This window comes from Coleofasciculus sp. FACHB-712 (genome assembly GCF_014695635.1).
Taxonomy (GTDB): domain Bacteria; phylum Cyanobacteriota; class Cyanobacteriia; order Cyanobacteriales; family FACHB-T130; genus FACHB-T130.
This window is the reverse complement of the sequence record NZ_JACJOQ010000381.1, coordinates 14,046-38,117: the sequence shown is the minus strand read 5'-3', so window position 1 is coordinate 38,117 and position 24,072 is coordinate 14,046. Positions and strand designations below refer to the sequence as shown.

17 protein-coding genes are annotated in these 24,072 nt (G+C 46.3%); 5 read left to right on the top strand and 12 right to left on the bottom strand.

What is annotated here, in order from left to right; translation table 11 throughout:
- Positions 1 to 968 (bottom strand): inorganic phosphate transporter (locus tag H6F50_RS10755; RefSeq protein ID WP_190428690.1); only part of this gene is annotated, 968 nt, incomplete at its 3' end.
- Between the two features lie 282 nt (positions 969 to 1,250).
- Here H6F50_RS10755 and H6F50_RS10750 point away from each other — a divergent pair.
- The 3 genes from H6F50_RS10750 to H6F50_RS10740 are packed head-to-tail and all read left to right on the top strand — an operon-like array spanning position 1,251 to position 3,764.
- Positions 1,251 to 2,648 carry a hypothetical protein gene (locus H6F50_RS10750; RefSeq protein WP_190428689.1) on the top strand — a complete coding sequence of 466 codons (1,398 nt, stop codon included), beginning with the start codon at positions 1,251 to 1,253 and terminating at the stop codon, positions 2,646 to 2,648.
- 15 nt (positions 2,649 to 2,663) lie between these two features.
- Entirely contained in the window at positions 2,664 to 3,068 is a 405-nt protein-coding gene (locus H6F50_RS10745; RefSeq protein ID WP_190428688.1) for a hypothetical protein, read from the top strand.
- Positions 3,069 to 3,122: 54 nt separating this feature from the next.
- Positions 3,123 to 3,764: a hypothetical protein gene (locus H6F50_RS10740; protein WP_190428687.1), complete on the top strand. Its 642-nt coding sequence runs from the start codon at positions 3,123 to 3,125 to the stop codon at positions 3,762 to 3,764.
- 157 nt (positions 3,765 to 3,921) lie between these two features.
- Here H6F50_RS10740 and H6F50_RS10735 read toward each other — a convergent pair whose 3' ends face one another.
- From H6F50_RS10735 to H6F50_RS10700, 8 genes are all read right to left on the bottom strand, one after another.
- The gene (locus H6F50_RS10735; RefSeq protein WP_190428686.1) at positions 3,922 to 4,482 is read right to left on the bottom strand and encodes a chemotaxis protein CheW; all 561 of its coding nucleotides are present in this window, start codon (positions 4,480 to 4,482) and stop codon (positions 3,922 to 3,924) included.
- 111 nt (positions 4,483 to 4,593) lie between these two features.
- Positions 4,594 to 8,424: a response regulator gene (locus H6F50_RS10730; RefSeq protein ID WP_190428685.1), complete on the bottom strand. Its 3,831-nt coding sequence runs from the start codon at positions 8,422 to 8,424 to the stop codon at positions 4,594 to 4,596.
- A gap of 211 nt (positions 8,425 to 8,635) precedes the next feature.
- A complete protein-coding gene (locus H6F50_RS10725; protein ID WP_190428684.1) occupies positions 8,636 to 14,059 on the bottom strand; it encodes a GAF domain-containing protein in 5,424 nt (1,807 codons plus the stop codon).
- 122 nt (positions 14,060 to 14,181) lie between these two features.
- Positions 14,182 to 14,769 (bottom strand): chemotaxis protein CheW, encoded by a 588-nt coding sequence (locus tag H6F50_RS10720; RefSeq protein WP_190428683.1) that lies wholly within the window; start codon positions 14,767 to 14,769, stop codon positions 14,182 to 14,184.
- 35 nt (positions 14,770 to 14,804) lie between these two features.
- Positions 14,805 to 15,170, bottom strand: a complete 366-nt coding sequence (locus tag H6F50_RS10715) for a response regulator (RefSeq protein ID WP_190412983.1) — start codon at positions 15,168 to 15,170, stop codon at positions 14,805 to 14,807.
- A gap of 29 nt (positions 15,171 to 15,199) precedes the next feature.
- Positions 15,200 to 16,417, bottom strand: coding sequence for a response regulator (locus H6F50_RS10710; protein WP_190412982.1), 1,218 nt, complete (start codon positions 16,415 to 16,417; stop codon positions 15,200 to 15,202).
- A gap of 356 nt (positions 16,418 to 16,773) precedes the next feature.
- Entirely contained in the window at positions 16,774 to 17,967 is a 1,194-nt protein-coding gene (gene speY / locus H6F50_RS10705; protein ID WP_190428682.1) for a deoxyhypusine synthase, read from the bottom strand.
- 272 nt (positions 17,968 to 18,239) lie between these two features.
- Positions 18,240 to 18,758, bottom strand: coding sequence for an O-acetyl-ADP-ribose deacetylase (locus H6F50_RS10700; protein WP_190428681.1), 519 nt, complete (start codon positions 18,756 to 18,758; stop codon positions 18,240 to 18,242).
- Between the two features lie 155 nt (positions 18,759 to 18,913).
- Between H6F50_RS10700 and H6F50_RS10695 the strand changes: the two genes are divergently transcribed.
- Complete coding sequence (locus tag H6F50_RS10695; protein ID WP_190428680.1) at positions 18,914 to 19,267, top strand: hypothetical protein; 354 nt, start codon at positions 18,914 to 18,916, stop codon at positions 19,265 to 19,267.
- Between the two features lie 200 nt (positions 19,268 to 19,467).
- On the opposite strand, the gene H6F50_RS10690 is transcribed toward H6F50_RS10695, so the two are convergent.
- Both H6F50_RS10690 and H6F50_RS10685 read right to left on the bottom strand, forming a co-directional pair.
- Positions 19,468 to 20,559: a response regulator gene (locus H6F50_RS10690; RefSeq protein ID WP_190412977.1), complete on the bottom strand. Its 1,092-nt coding sequence runs from the start codon at positions 20,557 to 20,559 to the stop codon at positions 19,468 to 19,470.
- Between the two features lie 212 nt (positions 20,560 to 20,771).
- Positions 20,772 to 22,376 (bottom strand): ATP-binding protein, encoded by a 1,605-nt coding sequence (locus H6F50_RS10685; protein ID WP_190428679.1) that lies wholly within the window; start codon positions 22,374 to 22,376, stop codon positions 20,772 to 20,774.
- Positions 22,377 to 22,583: 207 nt separating this feature from the next.
- Between H6F50_RS10685 and cobO the strand changes: the two genes are divergently transcribed.
- A complete protein-coding gene (cobO, locus tag H6F50_RS10680) occupies positions 22,584 to 23,258 on the top strand; it encodes a cob(I)yrinic acid a,c-diamide adenosyltransferase (RefSeq protein ID WP_190412975.1) in 675 nt (224 codons plus the stop codon).
- Between the two features lie 143 nt (positions 23,259 to 23,401).
- Here the strand turns inward: cobO and H6F50_RS10675 are convergent, their stop codons facing one another.
- Complete coding sequence (locus H6F50_RS10675; RefSeq protein WP_190428678.1) at positions 23,402 to 23,872, bottom strand: hypothetical protein; 471 nt, start codon at positions 23,870 to 23,872, stop codon at positions 23,402 to 23,404.
- Between the last annotated feature and the right edge of the window lie 200 nt (positions 23,873 to 24,072).

Sequence of the window (24,072 nt, the reverse complement as noted above, 5' to 3'; positions counted from 1 at the left end):
AGGGGAATGCTAAAGCCAGTGATAGGAACGGAACCTGTGCGATTGATATAAACGATCGCCGCTAAGGGAGCGATCGCGTTGCCAACATCATTGGAACCGTGGGCAAAGGCAACAAAGCAGGCACTTAATAGCTGAAACCGTGCTAGCTGACGCTCAATAGGATTGAGGATTTTAGATGGGGAGTTTGGGATTTCGCGGTTGTCCGTCTCATTGGCTCCCGCGATAACCCTTGTGTCTACAAGCTGCTCTGCTTCCTCGCGGGCTAATTGTCGCCAGATGAACCGGGTAAGGGCAACTGATGCGATCGCGCCAATCAAGAGAGGGATATCGTGGGCAGGAAGGTTGATGCCGAAACGATTTGTCAGCCAGGTATCGATGGGTTGACTCACAGAGGGTAGAACAATCACCCCAAAGACGCCCAGCAACGTCACGCTCAACCAGGGGATCCATTCGCGCAGTTGAAAAAGTGGGTTGGGTTGATCGAGAATCCAACGCTTGACAACGCTGTAGAATAACGCGGCAATCGTGCCACTGATGATCGGCGTTATCACCCAGGCGAAGCTGATTAGACCAATTAATGACCAATCAATGGCACCGACACCCGCCGCCACCCAGCTAAAACCGGCGATCGCGCCGACTACCGCATGAGATGATGCGACTGGCAAGCCCAGACTGGTGGCAATTTGCAGCCAGACGCCACAGGCTATCAATACCGAAACCATGCCAATCAGTAGCATCTGAGGTACGGCAGCGAACAGTTCTGGATTGACAACCCCGGTTGCCAGCGTCTCCGATACGGAACGACCAAACAGCACGGCACCTGTAAATTCCAACACTCCGGCAATCACCAATGCCTGCCGTAGGGTGACAGCCTTCGATCCCACCGACGTTCCCATCGAGTTAGCAACGTCGTTTGCGCCCAGATTCCAGGCAACGTAGAAAGCTAGCAGGGCAACAAAAACAATCATGCCGTAAATATAGATATTGACACAGCTAGTTTATCCGGTGAAGGATAGGGGAGCGAACTGAGAACTCAGCGTGCGGCTAACGCCTCGCTTCTCTAACGCGATCGCGCTGAAGGGAGAGGAAGCGGCGATCGGGATTTGAAGCGATGATTTTTACAAATCGAGGCAAAATTTGCGCGATTATCACTGCGGATACACGCGCCCAACTCTGTATAAGTATCTATTCAACGATTTGGGAAGACCGACTTCTCAATTGGAGCGGTGTGAGTTTAGTAGGGCTAATTTATGCGTTTTCCTCATGTTGCTGTTTGTACTTTAGCTGCTTTTGTGGCTGGAGGGATGACAGCCCAAGCAAGTGAAAGTCCGAGTTCCGAGGGTTCTCCCCAGGCAGCCGCGACCGATGAGGGGAGTGTTGCCACCCCGATGGTGACTCCTAGAAGTATGACAGCGATCGCTGCCCCAGAAATCCAACCAGAACCACGATTGGCATCCAGGCAGGAATTTGCGCGATCGCCTTCTCAGAATGCCCCAGGATTCGCTGCAAGGCAACTTCCGGCATTGACGGCTGCTCCCCAAACTGATTTGCAAGAAATCCCTGAAACTGCGGCGCTTCCCTCAAATAACCTCCTCTCCCAGTTATCAAGAGCTTCTGACATTAACCAGTCTGCATCTGAGGAATCCGGGAGGAAAGCTTCTGACTTAGCTTCCTTCCGAAACGGGGAAACTGTTAACGAAGCGGCTGTAAATGAACGAACGATACCCAGTGGAGGTGTATTTACATCCAAGGCTGAGGCACTCCGTCCAGATGAGGCGATCGCTAACTCGTCAACGGTACAAACCAGCCAGTCAATGGCAACGGAACCGAAAGCCGGGAATACCTGTGCCTCGCAAAGAATCAAGAACGTTAAATCCTTAGATAATGCAACTTATCAAGTTGCTCAAGAAGGAACCACACTGGCGACAGAATCCTGTCCGAGTCCGGAACCTGTTGCGCCGCTAGCGTTGCCAGCACCCATCGAGGAATTTGAAGCTTCGCCCGCCCTGAGCATTTATATCCCAGTTGGCTATGGTGCAGATAGAAACACCGCCTTTATCAGCGGCACCTATCAACCCAACGTGCGAGAAGATAGTGGTTCTGTGGGGGCTGCGGGGATCGGCATCGGCTTAGGCAATGCCGATAAAGCCGTGGGGGTAGAACTATCCTACGCTTTAGCGACAAATGACAGCTTCGGCGAAGGTGGTTTTAATGGCAAGCTGCATCGTCGATTTGGGGGAGATGTATCCGCAGCATTAGGCTGGAATGGCTTTTTAAATATTGGTCACAACGACTTTGAACAATCCAAATATGGAGTTGTTACCAAAGTATTCCGAACGAGAGAATCTCTCAATGATGCTTTCAGCCGCGTTGCTTTTACGGTTGGTGTCGGCGATGGACAGTTCCGTTCCAACGGTGCGGTTGATGCGGGTGAAAACAATATCAATGTATTTGGAAATTTGGCAGTTCGTGTTGTTCGACCTGTTAGTTTGATTGCGGAATGGACAGGACAGGACTTAGCATTGGGTCTTTCCATCGCTCCCTTCAAAAACTTTCCTTTTGTGATTACTCCAGCCTTGCGCGACGTTGCGGGTGCGGGTGATGGCTCTCGATTTGTATTAGGTGTTGGGACAGCATTGAAGTTTTAAGGAGGAGTACCCCAAATGCACACCATAAAATCTCTGGGTTGGGTTGTTGGCTTATCAATTGTGGCGCTGGGTATGGCTGCGCCTGCGAGAGCCGACCGTAGTTATTCTGATATCACGGGAACGAATATCTGGAACAATACGGCACCCGTTTTTGATACTGATGACAAGTTAGATCCGGAACTAACGGCAAATATTACCCGGCTTAACCAAGAGTCAGAAACAGCCTTTCAAGCCTGCGGGGCTGCTCTGACGGAACAAACTCCTGGTACCCGCCGGTTTACTCGACAGCCTCAAACACCACCCCCTGTTCCGCAGGCGTGTCAGCGTCTAGAGGAGTTAAGGACAGAAGTAGAAAACTTGAGAACGACTTTGCAGCAAAAAGACATTTCCAGAGCCAACTCCGGTTTGCGGACTTGGTAGCGGTTCGGTTGTCAGTTGCACAGTCATTCTAGTGTGAGCAGGAGCAAGAATACGATGAGGCAGATGAAGCGTAAAAACGGTAGAACCACCGGGTTCAAGTGGCTACTGGGAGCGATCGCAGCTGGGTTTATGGGCGTGGCAACGCCCGTTCACGCTGAAGATTTGTTTGGCAATGAAGCTGTCCAGTTCCCGGTGGATACGACGATTGAATTTGAATTCAAAGAGTCCCACGGAGCTTATCGATCAACGCTTGGCGTTGTCAATTTAGATACGGGTGAAGAGACGGTGCTGTTTCAGGAAGTCAAACCCTATGACGGCTTCGGAAGCGAACAGCCTCAGCCTTCCTCGCCCGGTCAAAATAATATTGGCACGGCAATCGATTTTCTGGGGACAGTTGATGGGGGAGCTGTAGAAAATCGACTCAGCGAATATACTTTTAAAGCGAATACCCGGTATGCTTTCTACCTGGAATCTGTTAGCCCTACAGGTCAAACTCGCCGCAGTGTCAGATCCACCACTAACTTGGCAGCTGCGTTTAATGGCAGTTTAGATGGTGGCACGAACGAAGAAATTACTGGCGTTCGCATCGCCTGGGATGATACAGGGCTACCCCAACCAGGAAAAGATGAGGATTTCGATGACTTCGTGATTGAGGCGGGAGGTTTTCCACCCGTTCCCTGCCCACCAATCCGCTAATCGCAATTTCATTATTTTGATCCCCCAAATTTACCTCCTCTTTTTAAGGGGGTAAATTTGGGGGGATTTTGTTGTGAGTCAATATCAATTAACGAGAGCGATCGCGCTTCAGGAGATGAGGATGCGATCGCTAACTCCTACCGATTCCAACCGGGTATTATTGATGCTGCTGTTCTATGTCCTCATCCGTACCAGGTGGCAGAGCCAAATTTCCCCAAGAAAGGCTCGTTGTTGTATCAATATCTAATAGAAATAAGGTTAGAGAAGTCTCTGGTTGAGAAATGACAGCAACGTGACTGGCTATCCCTAGGGAGTTAGCGTGACGAAAGGATTCGGGTAAGACTCGAATCGTAGATAAAGGTACATCTATCAAAGCGGGAACGGTTTCAACGGGGATACCATACAGTTCACCCTCTGTATCTTGAATAACAATCAGGTAGGCTCCCTGAAGGGTTTCTTGGGTTGGGTTGGATGAAAATAACCGCTGCTGTAGATCCAAAACGGTCACTTCGCGATCGCCTACATGAGCAATACCGACTCCATTCAGTTCGCTGCCAAAAATTTGGGTAGAATTCAGCACTTTGTAGATGGACTCAATCCGCAAACCCAAGTTTAAGCTACCAATGCTAAACACAAGCACTTTAATAGCGGGTACAGACGCGGAAACATCTAACCGATCGAAATCTGGGGGGGTTGAGTTGATTAAAGTGCTGTTCATGCCTTTTTTTCAGGGGAAAGTAGGATTCATCCCTCCCGATTCACCCAGAGGGGTGGGGTGGGTTTCTGGACTGTAATAGATATTTTTAAAAACATTGAGATGCTCTCATTATTATGAGCTACGAACGGCAGCTCCTAAAGATCCACTTTTTTCAAAAAGGGCTTTGAGGGCTGCTAAGAATTCTTGCTCTAAGTAAGGTTTGCTAAAGTAAGCACTGGCTCCCAAGTGAGTGGCTAATTGTCGATGTTTTTCACTACTGCGGGAAGTCAGCATTGCTACAGGTATTTTCGATAGTTGCGGATCTTGACGACGATGGTTAAGAAATTCAAAGCCATTTAGATTCGGCATTTCTACATCGCAAACTACCATTTGAATGTTGGAATTTTGCTGTAACTGTTCGATGGCTTCCCGTCCATCTCTTGCTTGTAAGACGCGGTATCCTGCTTTTTGGAGTGTTAAAGCTAAAGTTTGTCTCAGGGTAATGGAGTCATCTACGATTAATATCAAAGGCGATTTAGCTGTGTTTGCAGATACTTTACTTTTGTCAATTGATGCAGTTTGGATGGGGGAAGCAGTTGGCAGATCGGTGAAAGTAGTCGTAGCGATCGCGTTCTTACTTTGCCCAACCATCTGGGTGAGAAGCGTTGCCCCATCAATCACCGGAATCAGGCTCCCATCTCCTAAAATCGTGCAACCGTAAATATAACTTGGAGGCGCGATCGCTGCACCAAAGGGTTTAATCACCAATTCTTGCTCTGTGACCAAGCGATCGATTTCTAAGGCAAGAATTTGGTTATCTCGGCGGATTAGCAGCATCGGTGGTGCCCAAGCTTCGGGAGTGGGAACGGCGACTAAAGCTTGGCTGGGAATTGATTCAGGCAACGGACAACTATAGTCCAGTAATTCTGATAAGTGATAGACAGGAACGATTCGCTTGCGCCAGTGCAAGAATCTCTGTTTTCCAGAGTGCTTCATCTGGTCAGTTTTCGGAATGACGATCTCTTCAATGCTGTCAGCGGGGAAGGCGTAAGCAGTGGAACCAACTAAGCAGACGAGTAATTTAGCAATCGTCAGCGTCAGCGGGATGCGTAACGTAAAGGTGGTACCTTTTCCAGGAGTGGTCGTGACCGTGATGGTACCTTTGAGCGATCGCAGTTGCGATCGCGCCACATCTAATCCCACACCTCGACCCGACAGTTCGCTGACTTGAGCCGCAGTGGAAAATCCTGGCTCAAATAGTAAATCTAAAAGTCGAGTGGTTGAAGTTGTAACCACTTGTTCTGGTGAAAGCAACCCCAACTCTAGTGCTTTCAAACGGATGCGTTCTAGGTTGACTCCTTGACCGTCATCCCGTACTTCAATAATCGTGTGACTCCCCTGATGATAAGCCTGAATTTCAATCTGACCCCGCTCCGGTTTCCCTTGCTGACGGCGTACTTCTGGTGGCTCAATCCCGTGATCGAAGGCATTGCGGAGCAAGTGCAGTAAAGGATCGTTGAGTTTTTCTAAAGCGGCTTTATCAACTAAAACTCCCGTCCCGCTTAATTTCAGCTCGACTGGCTTTTTGTATTTTGTGGAAAGGTCGCGCAAAACTCTAGGAAAGCGGCTCAACACTTCGCGCAGGGGAAGCATCCGCGCCCACATCAAATCATCCCGCAAGTGGGCGATCATTTGACGTTGACTTTCTAAAGTTTGGCTTGACTGTCCAGCTAAGTGTGCCACATCCCCGACGATTTCTTCGAGTTGCACCATCTCTTCGAGGCTCTCTTGCACCATTGAGTGCAATGCTCCATAGCTGTCCATCTCTAGGGAGTCAAACGAAGAAGTTAGGGGTGTAGAGGTGCTAGAAGACAGGAGATTTTGCTCTATATTTTCCTCGGTTTCAGACGCAGGAAATCGCGTTTTTACATCCGGCTTTTCTGCTTTTCGAGATGCGATTTGCTGGTCTGACGCAATAGAATGGCGTTCTGGAGCCACTATCATCTGGTCTGATAAATCGCGCAGATGATTGGCGATTTCCTGAAATTTAGTAAACCGCCGCAGCAGTTCTTGTACCGTTGCTTGCAGTTGTTCATTTTGGAGGAAAAGACCGTTTCGGTTAATGGCAAGTTCACCCACCAAGTTATTCATTCGTTCCAGTCGATCTAAGTCAACTCGAACAGAAAGTTGGGGAGTAGAATTGGTAGGGACAATGGTTTCTTTCTTCTTGTCTTTGGCAGCAGGCAATTTAGCGGGTCTAGAAGTTTTAGGCGCTGCTTTGTCGATTTCAGACTGAATTATCTGAGGCGAATTTTCTGTGTTGACTAGATTGACCGGAAGCTCGGTTACGGAAGGCAAACTATCAAATAATTGCTCGATTTCCTGAACAACTGCTTGAATATTCGTTGAGGATTTTGTTGCAATTAATTCTGAGTGTAGTTCTGGAGCTGGGGGAGAAATAGTAACTAGGTTAGTTTCTTCAACAGCTAGCTCTAATTCAGGAATTTCCTCAATCAGCGCCATCGGCTCAGCTACTTCAAAAGAAGATGAGTTTTCAATTTCTATCTCTGGTAAATTTGAGGCAAAACTACCAAAAACTTCATCTAGAGAAGGAGGGGAAGCGAGGATTTCTTCTTGAGCGATTAACTCAAATTCTTGATTTAGATTAGCTGCTGGTAGCGCCGGAAGTTTCAGCCCGTTGAAAGATGAATTATTATAAAAATCTGTAATTTCTGCTGTTAATTTTGAATCCTTAAAAATTTTATCTGAAGTTTGTTTCTGTTTTCGCTCGTCTAAGTTTGGTTTGAGACTTTCCTCATCTGTAGTTAAGGTTAGATGCTCAGGTTCATCAAATTTGAGAAGAGGGAGTTGATTTTGAGTTGATAGGCTGGAATCTGAGAAATCAAGAATTTCGTCGAAAGCAGCGATAGAAGTTAGCGTTTCTCCTGGAATGCCTAACTCTGTTTCGGAAATTTCTTCAGATGTGAATAGTGCCGAAACGTCTAGGAAATCTTCATTGATTTCAGAAGGGAGGACAGAGCTACCAAAAATATCTTCAATAGAAGAAAAGGAAAAGGAGAGCGCTGATTCCTCTTCATCTTCAGTCAGTGTCAGTAGCTCTAATTCGGGAGCCAGTTGGACGCCTGTAACCGTTGATCCAGGGGAAGTTTGAACTGGAGAAGTAGCAGCAAGTTTTGTTAAAGCGGTAGAGGGAGAACCGCCAAGCAAGCGATCGCCTGCGAGTACGCCTTCTCTCCCTGCCTGAAAATCAGCTAATGCCAGTTGAGCAATCTGCAAGGCTTGTTCGGGATGAGCATCGAGCGCCGCCAAAGTAGTTTGCGCGATCGCTCCAAATCCTGGCAAACTTAATAATTCTGCGATGCCGGTAAATACATCAGCGAGTGCCCGCAATTCTCCGGCTACTTGATTGCTTTCAGGATGGGCTAAAACATGGGTGAGGCGCTCTAGTTCTTGCGCCACGTCCACTTCAAATATCGATAAGGTGATATCAATTCCCAATTCCACCGCATTGGGTAAAACTTCCTCTCCGGTGAGGAAATCTCCTAATTGCGCCTCAATTTTGGCAAACACGGGTTCGGCGATCGCGATCGCCTGTTCTGCGTTGAAATGACCCGCCAGAATCTGCTCCGTTAAAGGGAGGCGGAGACAATCATAGGCTTGCAGCAATAAGCTTTCTAGTTCGGCATCAATCTCTAACTCTTTGTTGTGGAGCGCCTTAAAGATGTCTTCAAGGCGGTGAGCTATCGTTTTGATTGTTTCGAGTCCCACGCAAGCAGATCCCCCTTTAATCGAGTGAGCCGCACGCATGAGACTGTGAATTTTAGCAGTAGTCCGCTCTGTCTTGAGCGTCAGCAGTTCCGATTCGATGACCTGCAACAGCTCTGGAGCTTCTTGAATGAAGAACTGATAGGCTTGGTCGCGGATATCAGAGTCGAGCGCCATAATACTGAATTGGTAATTGGTAATTAGTAATTGGTAATTGGGGAAAAGGCGTATGGGAATTGGGAATTGATAATTGATAATTAGGGAAAAGGGGTTTAGTAATTAATAATTGGCTGGATTCTTCCCATTACCAATTACCCATTACCAATTACCCATTACCAATTACCCATTACCAATTACCCATTACCAATTACCCATTACCAATTACCCATTAGCTAACTTTAAATCGACCCACGTTTGCTTGCAGTTCTTGCGCCAACGCTAGCAATTCCTTAAAGGATGCCGATACATCGGTGGCTCCCGTTGAGGTTTTGGTGGCGATTGCTGCCACGTCGGTCATGGTTTTGGTGACTGCATCGGAAGCTTTGGATTGCACGACAGCCGCTTGGGCGATCGCTTCCACCAAGGCGCTGATCTGGGCGCTGGCAGTCGTAATTTTGTTCAGGCTTTGGCGGGTTTCATCCACCAGTTTCGTACCCGTAACGACCTGCTCGGTGCCTGCTTCCATCGCCGCTACCACCTCATTGGTTTCTGCCTGAATGCCTGCAACCAGCTTTTCGATTTCTGCCGTTGCCGCTGCCGATTGTCGAGCGAGCGATCTCACTTCATCCGCAACGACGGCGAAGCCTCGACCCTCTTCCCCAGCGCGTGCCGCCTCAATTGAAGCATTGAGCGCCAACAAGTTCGTTTGAGCGGCAAAGGTGCCAATTAGGTTCACCACTTTGGAAATCTTTTGCGAAGATTCGCCCAAACGCTTGACTTTTTTAGAGGTTTCTGCAACAGTTTCCCGAATCGCTAGAATCCCGTCCACCGTGCGGTTCATGGCAGCGTCACCCTCCTTCACAATCTGCGTCGCTTGTTGAACCGCAGCTTCCGCTTGTTCGGCATTGGCAGCAACCGCTCGAATCGAGGTGGACATTTCCTGAATTCGATCCAGAGCAGCTAAAATTTCCTCCGATTGCCGTAAAGCTTCTGCCGATAGCTCTTGAACAGAGACTTCATTGCTGCTGGTGGTTGCTGCCACTTGTTTGGCGGCGGTTTGCACCTGGCTAACAATTTTCCGTAAGCTACCGATCGTGGCATTGTAGGAGTCAGCAATCGTGCCGATTTCATCCTCAGTCACCTGCGCCCGAATGGTGAGGTCTCCTTTACTGACAGGATCGACTTCCAGCAGCAGTTCCAGCGCTCGTTTTTGCAGGGCTTCCTTGGCTGACCTTTGCTGTTCGGCATTTGCAGATTGTTGGCGGGTCGCTTCCTCTTGCGCCGCCAGCAAAGTTTGAATCTGTTCCAGCAGCGTCGCTTGGTTGAGGGCAATACCCACTTGAGTTGTCAACTGGGTGAACAAATCGATTTCACCCTTCTGCCAAATGCGAGTCCCCGAACATTGATGAGCAATCATCAAGCCGAATAGCTCGTTATCTACTACGATGGGCACGACCAAGTTGGCTTTGACTTGAAAGCGCTCCAACATTTTAATGTGACACTCGTTCAGACCCGCTTGATAAATATCCTCAATGGCACGAATGCGCCCTTTGTTGTAGCTTCCCCCCTGCGTCTCTTTCAAGCAGGTATCTTCGATTTTGACGCCTTGAGTGGGCATCCAACCCGTCGCTACAGATTCTGCAATTACCGTCCCATCCCAGTTCGCATCGAAGCGATAGACGATTAAGCGATCTGTTTTAAACGCGCGTCGCACCTCTTCGACCGCTGTATTCAGAATGTCTTCCAGCTTCAGAGATTCCCGAATGCGGAGGGTAATCATGGACAAAAGTTGCGATCGCGTAGCTTGAGCTTCTTTCTGTTCCAGATAGCTGATGCGGTCTATCGCCAAACCAACTTGAGTGGACAACTGCGTGCAGATAGCGACTTCAGACTGCTGCCAAGTCCGAGGGGTTGAACACTGCTGGGTACACATTAAGCCCAGTAGTTTGTCACCGCTAACAATCGGGGTGATCACATTGGCTTTGATTTTTAATCGCTCGTACAACTCAACGTGACAAGGGGCGAGATTCGCTTGATAAATGTCATCGATAACAAACACGCGACCTTTGCGGTACAACTCTACCCCCGCCTCTGAGTCTGTGAAATAGGTATCTGCTACTTTCATGTTCATGCAGGTCGGTAATCCGGGCGTCACCGCTTCCGCAACTACATTCCCACTCCAGTCCGGGTTAAAGCGATACAAAAACACCCGTTCCGCATTCAGGATTTGTTGAGCGCCAATCACTGCTTTCTCGAAAACCTCTTTGACATCGAGAGATTCACGAGCGCTGTTGGCAATATCTGCAAACAGTTGGGTCAAATTGGCTTCCACTTCTCGCTGTTTTGCTTCCGCTTCCTTCTGTTTGAGGAAACTGATTCGGTCTAAAGCTAAGCCGATTTGAGTAGATAACTGCGAGCAAAAATCTACTTCATACTGCTGCCAAGTCCGAGGAGTAGAACACTGCTGCGTACACATCAAGCCTAATAGTTTGTCACCGCTGACAATCGGGGTGATTACATTGGCTTTGATTTTTAATCGCTCGTACAGCTCAATGTGACAACCTGTAAGATTGGCTTGATAGATGTCATTAATGACAAATACGCGACCCTTGCGATACTTTTCTACACCCACATTCGAGTCGGTGAAGTAAGTATCGGTCACGGTCATTTTCAGGCACGAAGGTAAGCCGGTTGTCACCGCTTCCGCAACAACATCTCCACTCCAATCCGAGTTAAAGCGATACAAAAACACTCGTTCTGCATTCAGGATTTGTTGAGCGCCAACAACGGCTTTTTCAAATACTTCCTTGACATCTAGCAACTCACGAGCGCTAGTAGCAATATCAGCACACAGTTGAATGCGCTTAGCTTCAACTTCTTGCTGTTTTGCTTCAGTTTCTTTCTGTTCTAGGAAACTGATTCGGTCTAGAGCTAAGCCCACTTGAGTAGATAACTGCGAGCAAAAGTCTACTTCATACTGCTGCCAATTCCGAGGATTTGAACACTGTTGCGTACACAGCAAGCCTAATAGTTTATCACCGCTGACAATCGGGGTAATCACATTGGCTCTAATTCTTAATCGCTCATACAACTCAACGTGGCAATAAGTCAAACCAGATTGATAAATATCATTAATGACAAATACGCGACCATTGCGATATCTTTCTACCCCCACATTCGAGTCGGTGAAGTAAGTATCGGTAACAGTCATTTTTAGACAGGAAGGCCAACCCGGCATTACTGATTCAGCAACTACATCCCCACTCCAATCTGGGTTGAAGCGATATAAAAACACCCGTTCCGCATTCAGGATTTGTTGAGCGCCAACAACGGCTTTTTCAAATACTTCCTTGACATCGAGAGATTCACGAGCGCTAGTAGCAATATCGGCACACAGTTGAATGCGCTTAGCTTCAACTTCTTGCTGTTTTGCTTCAGCTTCCTTCTGTTCTAAGAAACTGATTCGGTCTAGAGCTAAGCCGACTTGAGTAGACAACTGGGAGCAAAAATCGACTTCATACTGCTGCCAATTCCGAGAATTTGAACACTGCTGCGTACACAGCAAACCTAATAGTTTATCACCGCTGACAATCGGGGTAATCACATTGGCTTTGATTTTTAATCGCTCATACAACTCAATGTGGCAACCCGTAAGATTGGCTTTGTAGATGTCATTGATGACAAACACGCGACCATTGCGGTATCGTTCTACCCCTGCGGGAGAGTCGGTGAAGTAGGTATCCGTGACGGTCATTTTTAAGCAGGAAGGCCAACCTGGAGCAATAGATTCCGCGACGATATCTCCACTCCAGTCTGGATTGAAGCGATACAAAAACACCCGTTCTGCTTTGAGGATTTGTTGAGTTCCTTGAACGGCTTTCTCGAAAATTTCTTTGACATCTAACGATTCTCTAGCGCTGGTGGCAATATCGGCACACAACTGTAATCGCTTGGCTTCAACTTCTTGTTGTTTAGCTTCAACTTCCCGCTTTTGCAAATAGCCAATCCGATCTATGGCTAGCCCTAATTGAGTGGACACCTGGGTACAGAAATCGACTTCAGACTGCTGCCAAGTCCGAGGATTAGAACACTGCTGCGTACACATCAAGCCGAGTAGTTTGTCGCCGCTAATCAGCGGGGTAATTACATTGGCTTTGATTTTTAATCGCTCGTACAACTCAATGTGGCAAGGTGTGAGATTGGCTTTATAGATGTCATCAATGACAAAAACGCGGCCCTTCCGATAGAGTTCTACTCCCACCTTGGAAGACGTGAAGTAGGTATCAGCTACCTTGATTTTCATGCAGGTCGGCAATCCAGGAGCTACGGCTTCGGCAACAACATAACCACTCCAGTCAGGATTGAAGCGATAGATGAATACTCGTTCTGCATTCAGGATTTGTTGCGTGCCTTGAACTGCTTTCTTGAATACTTCGTGAATATCAAGAGATTCTCTGGCACTGGTAGCAATATCAGCACACAGTTGTAATCGCTTGCCTTCAACTTCTTGCTTGCTTAATAAGTCTTTAACTCGTGCTACCAAGTTATTGAAGCTGACAGCTAGAGTTTGCGTTTCAGTAGTCCCGCGAGGTTCAACGTAGGCATCCAAATTTCCGGCAGCAACCTGCTCTGATGTACCCGTCAATTCTTTCAAAGGAGCAGACCAGCGGCGTGCTAAACTCACCACAATGCCTGCACCTACGGCTCCCAAGGAAAGAAAAATTAGGACAAAAATTAGCCCATGCTCATTTCCTGCGGCAGCAATTTCCGAAAGTTCAATTGAGGTGACACTGACCAAATCGATGCCAGGAACTGCGGCAAGGCTATACTTTCTGCCGTCCCGATCGAATGAAGTACTCAGAACTAATTGTCCCTCTTGGCGAACGTAAGGGACAATGGTAAGTCCCTGGAGTTCACCTGTAGTCGCTACGTAGCTTGGTTTTTTCCCAAGGGGAGCGTTTTTCCCAAAATTAGCCTTTTGTACTTCTAGTTCGGCTAACAGAGCTGTGGCTGTTTGTAAAACCGCATCGCCACCTAATACTTCTTTCTGCGCGATCGCGCCATTAGATGTAATGGTACTAATCACGGCTTTGCTTGCCGGAGCCAAAATCTGAATTTTTTCAGTGTTACTCAGTCCTACATGCTCCAACGGCACCGCTAGTTCGTCAAAGTTAGCAGCACGCGCAACATCAATAGTTAAGGAATTTTCTGCCAAAGACGACGAAATCAAAGCATCCTTGACCTTTACGCCAGCCAAGTTGGAGGATAGCATCGCGTCATTCCATAATTTCGTCTCGGTGCGCCCAGATGCTTGATAATTCGTCATCCCCCAGCTCACAATACCAGCGATCGCTAGCGGTGCTAGTACCACAGGTAAGATTGTCCTCAACAATTGGCTGCGGAGCGTGGGACTTTTAGATAGATTCAGTTGTGGAGACGGCGGGTTAAGCTGGTCTTGCTCTGTTTGCTCTAGCTGCTCTTTTCCCTTGTTCTCTACCTTTTGTTCAAGATTTTGAGATCCGTTTAAATCTTGTTGGTTCGGAATGAGCTTAAGAGGAGGGGGTTGATGGCTAACACCTGTCTTGCGACCCCGGAGACGACGCTTAATATTGGCTTTTGTTGTATCTGATTGAGGATCGGAAGGCGTCTTCATAGTTTAAACTTTGCTAAAGGTAGATGAGTGTGGCGAGTTGAGTTGATTAAGGGATACAGATAGAGGTTAAAAAATTGAAATTCCAGACCCAAAGAAAGACATCTGGATATTCAAACAGCCATTCAAACTTCTGGCTTAGGCATTCCAGCCATGATGGATTCTCCCTCTAGAACCACCAGTATTTCACCATTTGATTTCAGCCAATATCCCCGTAAAAATGGCACCAATTCCGGGGTGACAGATGATTGTGGAGGAGATTGAATTAAATCTGGATCGCAGCTTTCGATGTCTTCGACTCGATTCACTACCAATCCCAGCATCTTTTTTCCTGTGATTTGGCTACCAGTTCGCTGTTTACCAAGGATGTGCTGTTCCCCATGAATCACAATGACTGTGTAAGTTGATCGGTTAATTGCCTGTAAGTATAAGGGAGTCAGCCCTACCAAATGACCGAGATCCGCAATCCATAAAATCTCACCACGCCAGTTATAAACTCCCATCACCCAAGGTGGCATATGAGGAATGGGGACAATCTGACCAACTGGAATTGTCAGCACCTCTGTCATTTGGTGCATGGGGAATAGTGCGGTAATGTCCGGAAAAAGATGAAACCGCAAAAATTGCTCTCCCACGACTGCTTTATGTTCTGCGGTTGGGATTTCAAATTGTTGAATTAAAGCTTTGTTTCCAGACAAAAATTCAGATTCCATTGCTTGTCTCTTGACGGTGCTGACGAAGATTTTTCCTAACCTTTAATTAATTGATTAACAGTACGCAGTAGTTCCTCTTGATCGACTGGTTTTGGAATGTAGGCATCTGCTCCTTGTTTCATGCCCCAAAATTTATCCATATCAGTGCTTTTGGTGGAACACATCACGACTGGAATTTTGCTGGTTTCTGCATCTGCTTTGAGTTCGCGGCAGAGTTCAAAGCCGCTACGACCGGGCAATACAACGTCTAAAATGATCACATCAGGTTTATGGCTACTGATTTTTTCTAAGGCTTCTTCTCCAGTATTTGCTGTTAAAACATTTAACCCACCTCGTCGCAAGCAGCTAGCAAAAGTTTCCCTTTCAGTTAGGGTATCTTCAACGATTAAAGCAGTATGCATTGTATTAAGGCTCCTAGGAAAAACAAAAATCAACTGACCACGAGGGAACTGTTTTTGAGGTGCTTGAGGTACTTGTTGGTTATCGCTAGCACCTTTTCTGCATCGACTGGTTTCCCCATGAAATCTGAAGCTCCGACAACCTTAGCTCGGACTCGGTCAATGATACCGTCATTTCCTGTCAAAATAATAATTGGGGTATCTCGGAAAGCAGAAACTTTACGCAATTGGGTACAAATTTCATAGCCGTTCGTATTGGGCATTACCAAGTCTAAAAAGATGATATGAGGTTTGCGGTTTAATAAAGTAGCGATCGCTCGCATCGAATCTGGTACTGCCAAAAATTGATACCCGGCTGACGTAAGAATCTTTTCCATATTTTTGCAAACCAACGGGCTATCATCCACACAAGCAATGAGTGGTTTTCGAGTTGCCGCTTGAGCGGGTGTTTTGCCTGAAGAAGTCGGAGGATTTTTAGCAGTTAATTCTGAAGAAGTCGGGGAAACCGGATTTGCTAAATCAGGAATATCATTTAACTCTACTAATCCAGTTTCAAGGTAAGGCAATAGAGATCGGGTTACTTCCGCAACATTGCGCTTAGTTTGAACTGCAATATCTCGTAAGGTTCTTTGCCCATCTAATAACAATGTCAGAGATTTATAAACGGTAGGCGATGTTTTTTGTTGGAGTTGTTCTGGTTGCTTGATCGATGGCGCTCGATTGGGAAGCACATCAGAAATTTTAGCGATTTTCCAGGCTTGCCAAATTTCTTGAGTTTTCGCGATCGCTTGTTCGGCATCAATCAATAACAACTGGGGGGCTAAGGCATTTTCTTGCTTGATTTGTAATGCTTTTGGTACTTCTTGAGTAATGTCAAACAATAATTCAAGAACAATGCCTTGAATTATTTTTACAACTTGTTCGCGGGTAATTTTTTGCTGCTTCAGCCATAAACATAACAAATAATATTCTCGACAGTTTTTGCTAAGATCGGAAGAAGTTTCAGAAATATCAGTTTGTAAACTAAGTTGATTCGGACTAACATTAGAACAATTTATTCCTAAATGTCTTTGCCACCTTCTAACTGGATGAGTTCCTCCAGTTGCGTACAAAATCCGACCCAGGTAGAAGTAAAGAATCCACTCTCGCCCCAAAGTACCTTTCAGGAACAGCCGCCCACTAAAGCGAGCTTCCTTCAAAGTAGTCAGCTTGCTAGCAAAAGCAGTAATCGTCATAGGTTGGGCGGTCATAATTCTTGATTCCTTCTTGCAAAGTTCGCTTGACTTTAGCGAAAACCAGAGTTTACATTTATAAATATTTCTGATAAAAAAGCCTATTAATTTAATTAATAGCACTATATAGAAATAACAAGTCTCAGTAATTTTACTGAAATATTTTTAGAATTTTAGGCGTTCCGTAAATTTACGAAAACCCCCTATTTTAATAATTTTTATTAAGATATGAGCAAACAATTTGATTTCACTTTGATAATAGTAAACTGATGTCTTAGTTGAGTAAACAATTAAGATAGTTTATTGAGCATAAAACGGAATAAAAAATCCCCCAAGTTGCATCAACCTGGGGGATTTGATCCAAAAGCAGCCTGCTATTGGGTATTAGGAATTAGCCTGCCGCAGGGATAAGTTGCTACAGGTTGTTCAGAAGCATTTTCGGCAACAGCGGCAGGAATTTCATCGGAAGGCTGGGTTTTTGCTGCTTGATAGTCCGTCCGCAATTTTGAGAACATTTCTTCTCGACGATCGTACAAGTGCTTCAGGGGGCGGGGCTGACATTGGTTCATCACGTAGGCGGCGATGAGAGGCAGGGCAATTGTGCTGTCGGTGTAACAGACAATGGTGCTAGGTAACTCTTCGGGGTCAATCTTGCCCCAGCTAACGGCTTCGCTGGGTGTTGCACCAGAGAGTCCGCCGGTATCAGGACGCGCATCGGTGACTTGTACGAAGTAATCGTGACCTCGTTCCTCTAATCCCAACACTTCGTGAAGTTGCGGTTGAGTTTGCAGCAGGAAGTTTTTGGGACTACCACCGCCAATAATCACGGCGGCGCTTTTGCCCTCTACGTCTGGGTTGCCGGTTTCACGAGCGCAGTAGGCGATCGCAGCTGTCTCATTCACATCAATGGCTGGATCTAGCACTAAGTTTGAGCCTTCTAGGGACAATGCTGCTACGTTCATCCCAATCGAACTATCCCCCGGCGAAGAAGTATAAATAGGCACACCACATTCATAAGCTGTCGCCAATAAGCAGGAATTTTTCACTCCTAACTGCTTTTCCACTTCCCGAACATACTTTCCAAGCAGGTAGTGAAATTCAGCAGTTCCCATCCGCTTTTGGAACGGTTCTGCTTGCAAAATCTTTCGGATGAAGGCATCAGTTTCCAGCAGCACATCGTAGCCAAAGATAATGTCATAAATGCGAATGGTGCCTTCTTCGCGCAGTTTCACATCATCTGCAAACGGATTCCCTGCGTAAAGGTCGAAACCCAGCCCGAAATGCATATCGTGGTAAAGATTGGCACCCGTGCTGATCATCCAGTCAATAAAACCGTGGCGAATCAGGGGAGCCAAAATTCCCACACCCATCCCAGCGGGGGTCATCGCGCCTGATAGACTGACTCCGACGGTGACGCCCTCACGCATTACCTCTCGGCTGAGCAAGTGACACATTTCCCGCAGACGCGCTGAGTTGTAGGCGCTGAAGTAACCATCAATCAGATCGACAACATTAATTGCTGTCGGCATGGGGGCGGGTGCGATTTTGTTACCGGGCAGTTGTGACATTTTTTACTTTTAAAAGAATGAACCGCATTGTCAACTATAACCAGCAAAAGCGAGTCAGAAACCCAACTGGAGCAGGAAAAATATAAGTGTGGGGAAAAGATAAATGAGCGCTAGAGCGATCGCACTCGTTGCATTCTCACGCAGATAATTTTGTCGGGTAAGCAGCGATCGCGATCGCGCCATCCCTTATCTGATTGAATTCTACTCAGTATCGGTGGGGTCTTTTTGCCCTTACAGCACTTAGGATTTTTTCAGGCGATCGCTACCTTGTGTTAAATAATTTCTTTGATCGCAGCCGAGTAAGAATTATAGGCAGTATCCCCAAAGCAAACGAAAATCGTCTGCTCTATCGAGGTAGTGCGCTCCAGAAACTTCTTCACTTCAGTTACAGCAATTCTAGTGGCGCGTTCTATCGGGAACCCATAGACACCCGTGCTAATAGCTGGGAAGGCAATGCTGCGTATCTCGTATTGCTCCGCCAACGCCAGAGAATTGCGATAACATCTAGCTAGCAGCTCATCTTCCTGGCGATCGCCCCCTCGCCAAATTGGGCCAACTGTGTGAATTACCCACTTGGCGGGGAGATTGTAACCTTTTGTAATCTTTGCTTCACCAGTGGCACAGCCCTTCAACTGGAGACATTCTGACAACAATTCTGGTCCAGCGGCGCGGTGAATCGCCCCATCGACGCCGCCACCACCGAGTAAGGAGGTATTCGCTGCGTTGACGATCCCATCTACCTTTTGCTGAGTTATATCGCCTTGAACGATTGCAATTTTGCCTAAAATCATGGGATTTTTTCCCTTAGCACAAAAAACTAACCAAGACCGGCCGAGTCATAATTGCCATCATAGGGGTGTTGCGGAGATCCCTGCGGGGATCGCAAAAGCGATCGCCATAATTCGATAAACCTCAAATTTTTGTAAACTGGAAAAAGGTCATTCTCATGGCTTTAATCCAGAGAAGGATTTTGTCTCAGTCCAGTCAATATGACAAGATGGCAAGCAATCTTTCCTCTCGCAATCCAGTTAGAGTTCAATCAGCATCTCAGAGCCAGCACCATAATCATTGGTCTAATTTTGAGGAAATGTTGCAACGGCTTCATGCAGAAGGTTTGTACATTCATCCCGATCATCTGGCAGAATTTCTGCTGGCGCATGGTATCCCTGTCAACCTCCGCTATGTACCCGAACATTTGAAGAGTAAAGCGGTTTTCATTAACGAGAACTACCAGGGCGATATGGCTCATTTAGTTGAAGAACCCGATGCTACTTCCAGCCAGTTTCCGTGGTTGAATTAAGACCAGATAATCGCTAATGGCTAATCGCTCGTAGCTAATTGTTAATAGTTATGGGCGATTAGCGATCGGCGCTCAATTAGAGATGTAAAATCAAAACTTTGATTTTTCCTCAGCAAGGGGAGAGATTTAATTTAGCAGTTTATTTATATCTATTTACAGATAATAGTTGTGCTACAAATTGCACATAGTTTTAAATTCGTTCACATAGGCAGGGCAACACGCACAATGGTTTTTTGAGTGGGAATACTCTCAATTGATAATTCGCCAGCGTGTAGTTCGGCTAGGCGTTTAGCAATGAGCAAGCCCAAACCAGAGCCTTGCTGTGAAGCGAGTTTGCGCTCAAATCGCATATAGGCTCCAATTGTCGCAATTTGCTCTGGTGTCATCCCCTGTCCGAAGTTGCTCACGGACAGTACAAAAGTGCTATTTTTACATCGAGTGGCAACGCGAATTGCGGTGTTGGGAGACGAAAATTTACAGGCATTATCGATTAGTTCTTCCACAATTTTTCGCAATTTTGGCTCTGAAATTAAGACGGCAGCTTCTTGGAGGTCTAATTCCAAATCCATTTCCCGGCAAACTTGCTTGGCTTTTTTAATCGCCGCTTCTGCGATCGCGCTCTTCGCTGAATCAGTTCGGCTGTTTTGTCTAAGATCCGCTATCTGAAGCGGATCGGTTCCGATTAGCTCTAATTGAGCGAAGAGTAAAAAATTCTGGACTAACTTAGATAAACGTTCCGCAGAGGTACGAATATCGACTGCCATTTCTAGAATTTCTTGCGGTTCTAGGGAGTCGGCTTCATCAATTAACATTTGCGAACAACACAAAATGCCATTGAGGGGAGTATGGAGTTCGTGAGGGAGGGAGAAAGAGATATTGCTGCGTAAATCATCGAGTTTTTTTTGCGAATGTCGCTCAATCGCCGCCTGTTTTTCCATCCTCGCTGCGATCGCTCCCAGTAATTCCGCTCTCGTAAATGGCTTGGTGAGGTAGTCGTCTGCACCCAATTCCATCCCTTGACGCCAATCGGTTTTCGCTGCTTTGGCAGTGAGAAAGATAAAGGGAATCGTTGCCGTGACAGGGTTAGAGCGAAGTGCCTTCAGAACGCCATAACCGTCGAGTTCCGGCATTAGCGCATCGGAGAGAATTAAATCGGGGATTTCTGCTTGAGCTAACTGCAACCCTATTTGACCATTTTCGGCTGCAATAGCGTCAAATCCCTCTGCTTCTAACAACTCCAGAATGTTCTCTCTGATAGATATTTCATCTTCAATTACCAGAATCTTTGCCATATCAGCGATCGCCTAGCAGGTAAGCAATTAAAAATTAAAAATGTCAGCTCCCAGGACTGCAAACAAGATGTTCGCTAGGATTGTCCAAATTCAATGCACAACAACCGAGCAGCTTTAATAAGGTTTGAGTATGTTCGGGGCACTTTCTTCTATACACCCAAACTTTCCTTTTAAATAAAGACTTTAGACTTTATCTTGCAAGAAAGCTTACCTTAGCACGGGCGGGTAGACCTTGCCTCTACAGCACTCTTCAGGGGTAGTCTTACTTTAAATTTAGTGCCCACACCCACTTTACTCTTAACGGTAATCTCACCCCCGTGAAGATCCACACACTTCTTAACGATTGCTAATCCTAAACCAGTTCCAGGGATGTTGCCGACATTCGCGGATCGATGAAATGCTTCAAATAAGCACTGACGCTCTTGCAGAGGAATCCCAATTCCTTTGTCTTCAATTTGGAAGACGATTGCATCTTTTTGTTGGGTAATTTCAAATCTGACTGGACTCCCTTCAGGCGAATATTTTATCGCGTTTGAAAGGAGATTGCTAAGAATATGTCGTAGCAATTTTTCATCTAGACTAAAGGAGGTAGATTTGCAATGATTAATCAAGTTAATTGCACGGGAATTGCCTTCATTCAGTTGCAATTCTTTCACTAATTCAATACAAAATTCTTCTAGATGCAGCAGTTCAGGTTTGAAGTCCGACTGTCCGGCTTCGGCTTTACCAATGATTAATACATCATCAAGCAGTCCAATCATGTGCTTAACAGCGATTTGAATGCGATGCAGGTGGATGAGTTTTTTCTCTTCAGACCAATTGTTACTGTAATGTTCCAATAATTCGGCAGAAGAGAGGATCGTACTCAGGGGAGTGCGGAATTCGTGGGAAGTCATGGAGATAAAGCGGGATTTTAGGTCGCCGAGTTCTTTTTCTCGCTCAAGCGATGCTCGCAGTTCTTCTTCTAATTGCTTTCGTTTGGTAATATCAATTCCTACTGTGACAGCCGCTTGATCTTGGTTGTATTTCTGCGCCACCATAAGATAATTTTTGATATTGCCGTCAACTTCTGCGGTCACTTCCTGAGAGGTTGTTTTCGTCGGGGAAGCAAAGAATTGCTCCACAAATTCACTAAAGTTGGGGCTACTGTCAAAACAGCTAAGTTCCTGACCGACAAATTCCTCTGAAGACAAGTTAAAGGATGCAGCTAAATGCTGGTTGACGCCCAGGTATTGTAAATCCGAGCTAATCCAGGAGACAAATCCAGGCACGGCATCTAAGACGGCTAAAAGTTGGTTTTTTGCCTGTTGCAGCGCCAATCCCATTTGCTTATAGGCTGCCATTGTAATTTCATGCACCTCTGACTGAGCCAGCAGAAGTTGATGCACGTCTAACAATTTATAAATTCCGGGTGCTGTTTGTACGATGATTGGTTCATAGATCAATTCAGGCGAGCGCTTCAAAGACTCCCGCACCGCTGCGGTAATGGAAGTATAACTGGGAAAAACTAGAATTTCGGTATGGTTAAATTGATAGAGCGATCGCAAACTTCGTTTCGACAGTAACTCCAAGCTGTAACGACGGCTCAGATATTCAAAAAAACGCCTGCGACTGATCATCCCGACTAGTTGGTTTTTATCCATGAGGATTAAACCCGGTAGTAGCGGTTTTTCCTCGAAAAGCCTGAGAACCTCTGCGGCTGTGTGGTTGTATTCAATGCAAGCCTCATACAGGGTTAATCCCTGCAATGTAGACTCCAAATTCAGATTAAGTTGCTCTGCACCTTGTTCAGAAGAGATTGATAAGGTTAAAGACATAAATCTTAAAAGAAGGTAAGTAAATTTATACTGAAATCAGTGTTGCTGAATCTATAGGCAAAATGGAAGGGGGGTTATGCCCTCTGTCTTGAAGTGATGACTGGGAGCGATTCCCTGCAATTAGAAGGAATTGCCGATGGCTTATCCTGATGCATATCCCTTTGGGGCTATTTTAATAGGTGTGAAAGTTTTTTCTAGGCAGACTTGATGACAACTCCTACCCCGACTGATTTAAATAAGAATTTAGAATCTGCTGACTTACTGGAGACAGAAACATCATCACTAACTCCAGAACAATACCAGCGCAAGATGCAGCGGCGCAAGGAAGTTCAAGAGCAGCGGGTGGCAAAGGCATCTCAGGAGAAAGGCTTAATTATTGTTAATACAGGCAATGGCAAGGGAAAAACCACTGCTGCTTTGGGAATGGTAATGCGATCGCTTGGTCACGGCTATCGAGTCGGGATCGTACAATTCATTAAAGGAGCCTGGGAACCCGCTGAGAAAGCTGTCCTCGGTCGCTGGGAAGGTCAGCTAGAGTTCCACGCGATGGGAGAAGGCTTCACTTGGGAAACTCAAGACCAACAGCGAGATATCCAGAAAGCGCATCAGGCTTGGGAAACTGGACTCAGCTTTATCCGCAATCCTGAATTTAAGCTAGTGCTGTTGGATGAAATCAACGTAGCTTTAAAACTCGGCTATTTGAGCGTTGAGGAAGTGCTAGCTGGGTTGGAGGAAAAACCTGCGGATTCTCACGTTATTCTCACCGGCAGAGGTGCCCCAGCAGCCCTGATTGAGCGAGCCGACTTAGTAACGGAAATGACCCTCGTTAAGCATCCGTTCCGGGAACAGGGCGTCAAAGCGCAGCCAGGAATCGAGTTTTGAAGTTCAAAAAATAAAGAAACCCGTTTTCTTCAAGAAAACGGGTTTTTGGAGGAGCTAATTGTTTTTCTGGTGATCAGTCATGGGTTAGTAGCAACAAACTACTGACAACTACCCTGATTTGCACCGCCAAAGCTTACTAATTGTTAGAAGTTAACTTTACAAGCGTTCAAGATTTGCTGGTCGTTAGCGCTAATTTTGTTAATTGGGTGATAGCCCTGGAGCCGTAAACTATCTTCAATGGGCAACCGACTATCGGCAGAGGCGACTGGGGGGGCTTCGCTGAGGGCTATTGAGTGAGAATAGGTTGTACTGTCGTAGGGATCTTGAACGGTTAGATTGATTTGCTGTGCCCCAACCTTGCCGGAAAAACAACTATATTCTGAGGAAGGCATATAAAACGCACCCCTTACCTTTCCCTGACGCGCCTCAAATACTATATATTCTTGACCAATCTCTTCTGTCTTTTGGGAGCTACCATACAAATAAATACCGTCAGCCACTGAAGTGTCTGATGCTGGCATTTGTGCAAGGGAAACGGAATTTGTGCCAACGATTCCCGTCTTACTAAAGGATGTTGGTGCTTGCAATGCAACTGTGCTGGTTGCGAAGCTCATCGTTAGAAGTAATCCTAGGGCAGGTACTTCAAGCGGAAGCCGAGACATAAATTGCTGATAAAACTTGTTAAGCACCGTTTTTTCCCCCCTAGCAATTACGAGCAGACACCCTCAAGCATCTAATTACAAAGTACCTAATTCCTTAGGTGTAAAGCTTCACCCATTTGAATGAACCGTAGGTCATCCGAAAGGAGTTTTTT